At 38.7% G+C, this 10,051-nt stretch carries 6 protein-coding genes and 1 rRNA gene (1 of these 7 only partly in view); 3 read left to right on the top strand and 4 right to left on the bottom strand.

Going from position 1 to position 10,051, the window contains the following annotated elements; all coding sequences use genetic code 11:
- Positions 1–1,552 (bottom strand): 16S ribosomal RNA (locus IGI49_RS14175); it reaches 7 nt to the left of the window's first position.
- 619 nt (positions 1,553–2,171) lie between these two features.
- On the opposite strand from IGI49_RS14175, the gene IGI49_RS14170 reads away from it, so the two are divergent.
- The 3 genes from IGI49_RS14170 to serS all read left to right on the top strand — a co-directional run bounded on the left by IGI49_RS14170 (position 2,172) and on the right by serS (position 5,604).
- Positions 2,172–2,861: a response regulator transcription factor gene (locus IGI49_RS14170; RefSeq protein ID WP_010758780.1), complete on the top strand. Its 690-nt coding sequence runs from the start codon at positions 2,172–2,174 to the stop codon at positions 2,859–2,861.
- Positions 2,851–4,014 (top strand): sensor histidine kinase, encoded by a 1,164-nt coding sequence (locus IGI49_RS14165; RefSeq protein WP_429964924.1) that lies wholly within the window; start codon positions 2,851–2,853, stop codon positions 4,012–4,014. Before IGI49_RS14170 ends, IGI49_RS14165 begins: the two co-directional genes overlap by 11 nt.
- A 318-nt stretch (positions 4,015–4,332) precedes the next feature.
- Positions 4,333–5,604, top strand: a complete 1,272-nt coding sequence (serS, locus tag IGI49_RS14160; RefSeq protein WP_429962221.1) for a serine--tRNA ligase — start codon at positions 4,333–4,335, stop codon at positions 5,602–5,604.
- Between the two features lie 110 nt (positions 5,605–5,714).
- Here the strand turns inward: serS and guaB are convergent, their stop codons facing one another.
- The 3 genes from guaB to ychF form a co-directional block, all read right to left on the bottom strand.
- On the bottom strand, positions 5,715–7,199 hold the full coding sequence (gene guaB, locus IGI49_RS14155; RefSeq protein ID WP_429962220.1) for an IMP dehydrogenase: 1,485 nt from the start codon (positions 7,197–7,199) through the stop codon (positions 5,715–5,717).
- A 997-nt stretch (positions 7,200–8,196) separates the two neighbouring features.
- Positions 8,197–8,904, bottom strand: coding sequence for a DUF1129 domain-containing protein (locus IGI49_RS14150; RefSeq protein ID WP_429962219.1), 708 nt, complete (start codon positions 8,902–8,904; stop codon positions 8,197–8,199).
- An 18-nt stretch (positions 8,905–8,922) separates the two neighbouring features.
- A complete protein-coding gene (gene ychF, locus IGI49_RS14145) occupies positions 8,923–10,023 on the bottom strand; it encodes a redox-regulated ATPase YchF (protein WP_429962218.1) in 1,101 nt (366 codons plus the stop codon).
- Between the last annotated feature and the right edge of the window lie 28 nt (positions 10,024–10,051).

The raw sequence follows: 10,051 nt of genomic DNA, 5'->3' as shown, positions 1-10,051 counted from the left end.
GTGATCCAGCCGCACCTTCCGATACGGCTACCTTGTTACGACTTCACCCCAATCATCTATCCCACCTTAGGCGGCTGGCTCCAAAAGGTTACCTCACCGACTTCGGGTGTTACAAACTCTCGTGGTGTGACGGGCGGTGTGTACAAGGCCCGGGAACGTATTCACCGCGGCGTGCTGATCCGCGATTACTAGCGATTCCGGCTTCATGTAGGCGAGTTGCAGCCTACAATCCGAACTGAGAGAAGCTTTAAGAGATTAGCTTAGCCTCGCGACTTCGCGACTCGTTGTACTTCCCATTGTAGCACGTGTGTAGCCCAGGTCATAAGGGGCATGATGATTTGACGTCATCCCCACCTTCCTCCGGTTTGTCACCGGCAGTCTCGCTAGAGTGCCCAACTAAATGATGGCAACTAACAATAAGGGTTGCGCTCGTTGCGGGACTTAACCCAACATCTCACGACACGAGCTGACGACAACCATGCACCACCTGTCACTTTGCCCCCGAAGGGGAAGCTCTATCTCTAGAGTGGTCAAAGGATGTCAAGACCTGGTAAGGTTCTTCGCGTTGCTTCGAATTAAACCACATGCTCCACCGCTTGTGCGGGCCCCCGTCAATTCCTTTGAGTTTCAACCTTGCGGTCGTACTCCCCAGGCGGAGTGCTTAATGCGTTAGCTGCAGCACTGAAGGGCGGAAACCCTCCAACACTTAGCACTCATCGTTTACGGCGTGGACTACCAGGGTATCTAATCCTGTTTGCTCCCCACGCTTTCGAGCCTCAGCGTCAGTTACAGACCAGAGAGCCGCCTTCGCCACTGGTGTTCCTCCATATATCTACGCATTTCACCGCTACACATGGAATTCCACTCTCCTCTTCTGCACTCAAGTTTCCCAGTTTCCAATGACCCTCCCCGGTTGAGCCGGGGGCTTTCACATCAGACTTAAGAAACCGCCTGCGCTCGCTTTACGCCCAATAAATCCGGACAACGCTTGCCACCTACGTATTACCGCGGCTGCTGGCACGTAGTTAGCCGTGGCTTTCTGGTTAGATACCGTCAAGGGGTGAACTTTTTACTCTCACCCTTGTTCTTCTCTAACAACAGAGTTTTACGATCCGAAAACCTTCTTCACTCACGCGGCGTTGCTCGGTCAGACTTTCGTCCATTGCCGAAGATTCCCTACTGCTGCCTCCCGTAGGAGTTTGGGCCGTGTCTCAGTCCCAATGTGGCCGATCACCCTCTCAGGTCGGCTATGCATCGTTGCCTTGGTGAGCCGTTACCTCACCAACTAGCTAATGCACCGCGGGTCCATCCTCGAGTGACGCAAAAGCGCCTTTCAAAAGAAAACCATGCGGTTTTCTTTGTTATGCGGTATTAGCACCTGTTTCCAAGTGTTATCCCCCGCTCGAGGGTAGGTTACCCACGTGTTACTCACCCGTTCGCCACTCCTTTTCTTCCGGTGGAGCAAGCTCCGGTGGAAGAAAAAGCGTTCGACTTGCATGTATTAGGCACGCCGCCAGCGTTCGTCCTGAGCCAGGATCAAACTCTCATAAAAAGTGTTTGAAACAGTCTTGCGACTGTTAAGCTCAATTTAAAAATTGATTCGCTAGCAATTGCTTGCTATGTTGTTTGCTTCTATAATAGAAGCGCCCTACACATTTGGTTTGTTTTATTCGTTCAGTTTTCAAAGGTCTACTTGATAAAATCAACTGTTTCTTGTTGCATCAGCAACTTTTAAATCTTATCAGGTTGCCAGCTCAATGTCAACAACTTTCTAAACTTTTTTTTGATGAAGATTTTTTAGATTTGTTTGAGTCATTCAGATGCGACTTTGATAGAATAACTGATTTACAGTCATCTGTCAACGACTTTTTTATCAATTTGAAATTGTTTTTATTTTTTCGAACAATGAATAATATAGCAGTTTTAAAGCGGTTGGTCAATGAAAAAGAAGAAAAAAATTTCTGCTTTTTCCAAACCCGATATATATATGTTACATAACTATTTTTGTTCGTTTTTAGTTTGATATAGGGTTGTTTATTTAAAGGTATGGGTATTTTTTTCGCAATTCGTAATCTTGATTTTTCCTAAACTCATAAAGCGTATTTTCGCCTTCAATCTATTTCTCTGGTAAAATAGATACAAGAATATATTTTTATTATGGAGGTCATTATATGAAAGTATTAGTTGCTGATGATGATAAAGAGATTGTAGAACTATTAAGTATTTACTTGCATAACGAAGGTTATGAAGTCGTAAAAGCTTATGATGGAAAGGATGCACTGAGCAAACTGAGGACATCTTCAGATATTGAATTGCTTATTTTAGATATTATGATGCCAGTAATGGATGGTATGCAGGTTGTAAAGGAATTGCGTAAAGAGTCGCAAATTCCAATAATCATGCTAACTGCAAAAACAACCGATATGGATAAAATTAAGGGATTAGTAGCTGGTGCAGATGACTATGTAACTAAACCATTCAATCCATTGGAAGTTATGGCTCGTGTAAAATCATTGTTGCGCCGAACAAAAATGCAAGTAGCTGAAGATCAACCCGACATCTTAGAGATCCAATCATTGATCATCAATAAAGATTCACATGAAGTTAAAACTGTGGATGGCAAAGAAATTCAATTGACTGCTTTAGAATTTGGGATTCTTTATTTGTTAGCCAGTCATCCAAACCGTGTATTTAGTGCTGATGAAATCTTTGAACGTGTTTGGAAGCAAGAAAGCATAGTTTCTGCAAAAACCGTTATGGTTCATGTAAGTCATTTACGTGATAAGATTGAAGAGGCAACCGATGGTGAAAAAGTCATTCAAACCGTTTGGGGAGTCGGATACAAGATTGATGCAAAATAAGGTAGAAAAAAAACGGAGAGTTACTCTTACTTCAAAGGAAATTAGCGAGCTAATTGCTGAGGGCATCGTCACTATTATCATTTTACTTCTATTAAATGTTGCTATTATGGTCGTTCTTACTCAAATGATTGAAAATTCACCCAATTTGAGTGATGCTATTTACAATTCACGAAATATCTTTGCACAAAATTTCAATACCGATATTTTTTTAAGTGCTCGAAACTTTCTTTTTCCGTTTTTTTTCGTGGTTGATGCACTAGTTGTGTTTTGGCGACTGATTCGCCGTTATCGCCAAATGCAGTTAAGACATATCATTAATGAGCTGCATTATATAGCTAATGGAAATTACGATTACCGAATTCCTTTTGAATTGCGCGGTGATTTGAGTAAAGTCGTTGCTAGCATTAATGGCTTGGTTGATAGCACTGTAGCTGCAATTGAAGATGAACGTGAAATTGAAAAATCAAAAGATGAACTGATAACTAATGTCAGTCATGACATAAGAACACCTTTAACTTCCATTATAGGTTATCTTGGTCTCATTGAAGATGGACAATATCAATCAAAAGAAGAAGTTCTCAAATATACGCATATCGCCTATATTAAGGCAAAACAGATGAAGTCACTCGTTGATGACCTATTTGAATATACCAAAGTTCGTCAACCTACTGTTCCTGTCAATGCTATGTCTTTTGACATGGTGCAATTGTTAGAACAACTGGCCGCTGATTTCGAACTAGAAGCTAATAAAAAAAATATACAGATATCTGTAGAAACTTCAGAAAATAGTTTAATTATGGACGGTGATACTGAAAAACTCGTTCGCGTATTTAATAATCTTATCACTAATGCGCTTAAGTACGGTGGTCGTGCTACACGAATTGTAATGCAACTTGAAAAGGCAAATACCGAGGCTATTATAACAGTTAAAAACAATGGTATTCCTATTCCGCGTGAATCTTTGGATCAATTATTTGATCGGTTTTACCGTGTCGATGAGTCCCGATCACAAGAAATTAGTGGTACTGGTTTAGGGTTGGCTATTTCTCAAAATATTGTTAATTTGCATGGTGGTTACATTTATGCTCAATCTAATAAACAATGGACATCCTTCATTATTCATTTGCCTTTGAAAGCTAATCTAGCAAAATAACTTAAAAATTAAAGAACATTGACTTTAATTTTCTTTTTGCTTATACTGTTTATATTCATATCAATGCAGGAAACCAAGTACATAAGTTTGTCTTTTTAGAGAGTTGGTGGACGGTGTAAACCAACAGACAGCTTAAAGAAATCCAGTTTCGGAATCTGTGCTTTTTGAAAGAAAAGCCGGTAGACAGTCGATACTTGTCAAACTAAGGAGCAACCTTTTGGGTTGAACTCGGGTGGTACCGCGAAATAACACACTATTTCGTCCCAAGATTTATGGGATGGAATGGTGTTTTTTATTTTATCTAAGGAGGAAAAAAACATGTTAGATGTAAAAATGATTCGTCACAATTTTGAAGAAGTTAAAGAAAAATTGGCAACCCGCGGGGTAAAAAGTGATATACTGGAACGCTTTATTGATCTAGACGGACTTCGTCGCCAATTGTTAGTAAAAACTGAAGAATTGAAAAAGTATCGCAATGACGTATCTGGTGACATTGCCAAATTAAAACGTGAAAAATTAGATGCTGATAACAAAATTGCTGAAATGAAAGAAGTCGGCATTAAAATAAAAGAGCTAGATGAAGAAGTTGCAGAAATTGATGCACAATTAACTGAAATAGCCACTACATTGCCCAACTTACCACATACTTCTGTTCCAGTCGGAGAAGATGAAGATGATAATGTCGAAGTACGTCGTTGGAGTGTACCACGACAATTTGATTTTGAACCAAAGCCGCACTGGGAAGTTGCAGAAGGGTTAGATATACTAGATTTTGAGCGTGGTGCAAAAGTTTCTGGAAGTCGCTTTGTTTATTACAAGGGTTTAGGCGCACGATTAGAGCGTGCTGTTTATAATTTTATGTTGGATGAACATGTTTATGAACAAGGTTATACAGAGATGATTACGCCATACTTAGTCAATAGCGAGGCAATGTTTGGTACTGGTCAATTCCCTAAATTTAAAGAAGATGTCTTTCAGATTGAAGATCGTGACCTTACATTAATACCTACAGCGGAAGTGCCGTTGACAAATTATTACAGTCATGAAATTTTGGATGGTAAAGAGTTGCCTATTTATTTCACAGCATTATCTCCTTCATTTCGTTCAGAAGCCGGAAGTGCAGGCAGAGATACCCGTGGGTTAATTCGTTTGCATCAATTTCACAAAGTAGAGATGGTAAAATTCAGCGATAAAGAACATTCTTATGACGAGCTCGAAAAAATGACTCACGATGCCGAAATTCTTTTACAGAAACTAAATTTGCCGTATCGAGTGGTCGCACTTTCTACTGGTGATATGGGTTTTTCGGCTGCTAAAACTTATGATTTGGAAGTTTGGGTCCCTGCTCAAAATACGTACCGAGAAATTAGTTCATGTTCAAATTGTGAAGATTTCCAGGCAAGACGTGCAATGATCCGTTATCGTGATGAAGACGGAAAGGTTCAATATACACATACTTTAAATGGTTCTGGTTTAGCCGTTGGTCGTACTGTTACAGCCATCTTAGAAAATTATCAAAATGAAGATGGTTCTGTTACTATTCCTGAAGTTCTGGTACCATATATGGGAAATTTGGAAGCTATCAAGTAATAGACGCAACGAAGAAAATTTAGGATGGGAGCGGCGGCCATCTTTGAATTCATTTATATATAAAAAGAGGGAAGAATTCCAGGAATTCTTCCCTCTTTTTTTCACATTTTTTATTGTTCTACAGAGTAATTTGGTGCTTCTTTAGTAATTTGAACATCGTGAGGATGCGACTCTTTTAATCCGTTTCCACTCATCTGAACAAACTGCGCTTTATCTCTCAGTTCTTTCAAATTTGGTGCCCCAACGTATCCCATGCCTGATTTTAATCCACCAATCATTTGGAAAATAATATCAGAAACACTTCCTTTGTAAGCAACACGTCCCTCAATTCCTTCAGGAACCAACTTATTTGCTTCGTTTACACCACTCTGGAAATAGCGATCACTTGAGCCTTTTTCCATTGCCCCTAATGAGCCCATTCCACGATACGTTTTGAAACGACGTCCTTGATAGATTTCAAATTCCCCCGGGGATTCATCCGTACCAGCCAACATTGAACCTAGCATTACTGCATGTCCACCGGCAGCTAACGCTTTAGCAATATCTCCTGAATACTTGATACCACCGTCGGCAATAATCGCTTTTCCATACTGTCTAGCGACAGATGCAGCATCATAAATGGCCGTAAGTTGAGGAACTCCCACACCTGCTACCACACGTGTAGTACAAATAGAACCAGGACCTATCCCCACCTTTACTACATCCACACCAGCATCATAGAGTGCTTTGGCTCCTTCTGCAGTTGCAATGTTACCTGCAATTAATGTTGCATCTGGAAAATTTGATCGAATCTCTTCAATTTTGCGAAGAACACCCGCGCTATGCCCATGGGCAGTATCAATAACAATCCCATCTACTCCAGCTTCCAGTAAAGCTTCTGTACGTTCAAAGGTATCACTTGTTACACCAACCGCTGCCGCTACTAGCAAACGTCCGTGTTCATCTTTGGCTGCATTCGGAAACTCTATTACTTTTTCAATATCTTTAATAGTAATTAGTCCACTTAAACGACCTTCATCATCGACAATCGGTAATTTTTCAATTTTATGCTTTTGTAAGATTTTTTCTGCATCCTTTAGAGAAGTTCCGATCGGTGCAACCACTAAATTTTCTTTAGTCATAACTTCTGCAATTGACGTTTGAAAATTAGTAACAAAGCGCATATCCCGATTTGTAATAATTCCAACTAATTTCCGATTCTCTAAAGTTTCAACCACGGGTACACCACTAATGCGATAACGACTCATTAGGTCTTCTGCATCTTGAACTTTATGGTCAGGTGTTAAGAAAAATGGGTCAATAATTACGCCACTTTCTGAACGTTTTACCTTACGAACTTCATCTGCTTGGGCAGCAATACTCATGTTTTTGTGAACAACACCTAGTCCACCCTGACGTGCCATTGCAATTGCCATCTTACCATCTGTAACAGTGTCCATACTTGCACTCATCAAAGGAATATTCAATTTAATATTTTTTGCTAGTTGTACACTCATGTCTACTTCATTTGGCAGTACATGACTTTCCGCTGGAATTAATAGGACATCATCAAAGGTTAGACCTTTTTTTGCAAATTTCGTTTCCCAATTAGACATTGTTCGTAACCGCTCCTCTAAATTATTTTTACTGATTAAATTAACAGATGGCTTTAAGGAAGTCAACAACCTCTAGATAAATCCTCATCTAACCTTCACTTTTGGTCCATATAGCTAATTATTCTTACATCAAAATAGCTTCATGCGTCAACTTTTTAAACTACTGCTACTTACTTTCAATGTTACTAATTAAATAATGCCGTGCTTGGTTAGAAAAATCAGCTAAACGTAAATTGACAAAATGTTTACCTAGTTAATAAATACCTTTATCTACATATTTCATCATAAACTTAGGTTTATAAGTCCCAATTTTTTGTTTTTTTCAAGGGTTATCGTAAATATACAATTCTTCATCTGAATATAGCTTTTGACCATTTCTATTTTGATAACTATTAGGAGTCTATATTTTTGATTCCTTTTCCATTATCCTCATCTATAAATAGCATACCCTTCCCTAAAAAATAGTGCATACGATATTTTTATAAATTACTTACTTCTTCTAAAACAGTGATTAAAAGTACATGCATAATATTATTTTTTTACGCACATATGTTCTTTTATTTTAATTATTATTTTTTAACAACCTCTGTTGTGAACGATTTACTAAAAAATTTAGTTATTCATGTTACTGCCCTGAACAATACTTTTCAACAAGAAAAAAGCTCGTTTAAAATAGTCATTTTAATTAGTATGCTAAGTAATTTTACAAATATCGATGTTATTTGTGATTATCTAATCTCTTTTTAGTTAGTTTAGGTTTTTATCACTACAAATAACCATTATGAAGTATTTCTGAAAATTTTCATTTGTATAAAACAACTGATCAAGCTAAAAAAACTCAAACTGTGCACGAAATATACCTGTCACTCATCATTACTACTAATAGTATTATGCTCTGCTCCCCCAGACTGCGTTTGAATTTTAAAAATAGAATATAATGTAAATTATCAATTAAATAAAAAAACACGATCTCCCCAGTTTGGAAGATCGCATTCTTTTATTTTTGTGGTCTTGGTCCAGCTAAACTGCTGACAATACCAAAACGTTTTTTTAAGAAGTAGCGAGCAGCTAGAGCTATACCACCTAACACAGCTAATACAAGTGGATCGATAATCGGATTTAAAGATGACGGTAAGAAGACTGCTCCATTGAAAATTAAAAACCAGACTAATGTCATGGATCCTAAAATCAGAATAGTTTTCCATGTCTTAGGTTTTTTAGACTTATCTGCTCCAGGTTGTTCATATTGATAAACAAACAGATACATGAAATAAAATACTAACCCACCAGTTGCTGATGCGACAACTAGGGCTGTTAGACCGTAAGTAGCTGTTTGTGTTCCACGTGAAACAAACAGAGCCATAGCTCCTGATATAAGCGCCAATAGACCAAATAGAAACATAAAATTGTCTAACCACATTAAAACAGGTTTTGTTGCTAATTCATTTTTGACTGGTTTATTAACGATAGCCTCCAAGCGTTCTGAGACCGTGCCGAAAAGTTGGCGTGCTGTTTTTCCAGTTTTCTGTTCAGCAACTAGAGTTGGTAACATATCGTACAGTGCTTCCTCTTGTTGCTCTATTGTAAAATTTGCTGCTTCTAATGATTTTTTTAAATCAAAGATATATTGCTGATTGCGTTTCGTCAGATGTGATTCTAGCTCACGATTTTCTGTCGCTAGCTCCTGCAACTTTTCTGGTTCCATCTTCTTACCCCTTTCGGCTTAAACATTGAAACGGAATAACATAACGTCGCCATCCTGTACGACATAATCTTTTCCTTCTAATCGAACACGTCCGGCTTCCTTAGCAGTATTCATACTTCCGTATTTATCTAGGTCTTCAAAAGAGACCGTTTCAGCTCTTATGAACCCTCTTTCAAAATCAGTATGAATAATACCAGCTGCTTGTGGAGCTTTCATTCCCTTACGGAAAGTCCAAGCCCTGACTTCTTGCTCGCCAGCTGTGAAATAAGTTGCCAGTCCCAACAGATCGTAAGCAGTCCGAATTAGCTGATCCAAACCTGATTCTTCAACTCCCATTGCTTCTAAGAACTCTTCTTTGTCTTCATCATCTAATTCAGAAATCTGCTCCTCTGCTTCAGCACTAATTATAATTACTTGAGAATTTTCAGTTGTTGCAAAATTGCGTACTTCCTGAACGTAATGGTTTTTATCAGGATCTGCAACTGTTTCTTCATCAACATTCGCTACATACAAAACTGGTTTACTAGTTAGCAAAAACAGACCTTTAACAAGGTGCTGTTCTTCATCATTGAATTCAATCGTACGTGCTGATTTTCCTTCTTCTAAAACAGGTTTGATTTTATCCAGTATGGCTAGTTCAGCTACTGCATTTTTTTCTTTAGTTTTAGCAACCTTTGCAACTCGTGCATAACGTTTGTTTATAGAATCTAAATCAGCTAGCACAAGCTCCAAGTTGATTGTTTCAATATCCTCTATTGGATCTACCCGTCCTTCAACATGAGTGATGTTCTCATTGTCAAAACAGCGTACCACATGACATATCGCATCTACTTGACGAATATGGCTCAAAAACTGGTTGCCCAGCCCTTCTCCCTTGCTAGCACCTTTAACTATTCCAGCAATATCAGTAAATTCAAAAGTAGTTGGTACTGTTTTCTTAGGCTTTACTAGTTCTGTTAATCTTTCTAAACGCCAATCCGGTACTTCAACCATCCCTACGTTGGGGTCAATTGTTGCAAAGGGATAATTGGCTGCTTCAGCTCCTGCTTTCGTGATTGCATTAAATAAAGTTGACTTTCCAACATTGGGTAAGCCAACGATTCCGGCTGTTAAGGCCATTCTTTTCATCTCTTTCTATATAAGATAA

This window comes from Enterococcus sp. AZ071, from assembly GCF_050499065.1.
GTDB lineage: Bacteria > Bacillota > Bacilli > Lactobacillales > Enterococcaceae > Enterococcus_A > Enterococcus_A ferrettii.
Note: the sequence above shows the minus strand (reverse complement) of the source record. Positions and strands in the feature narration are given on the sequence as shown.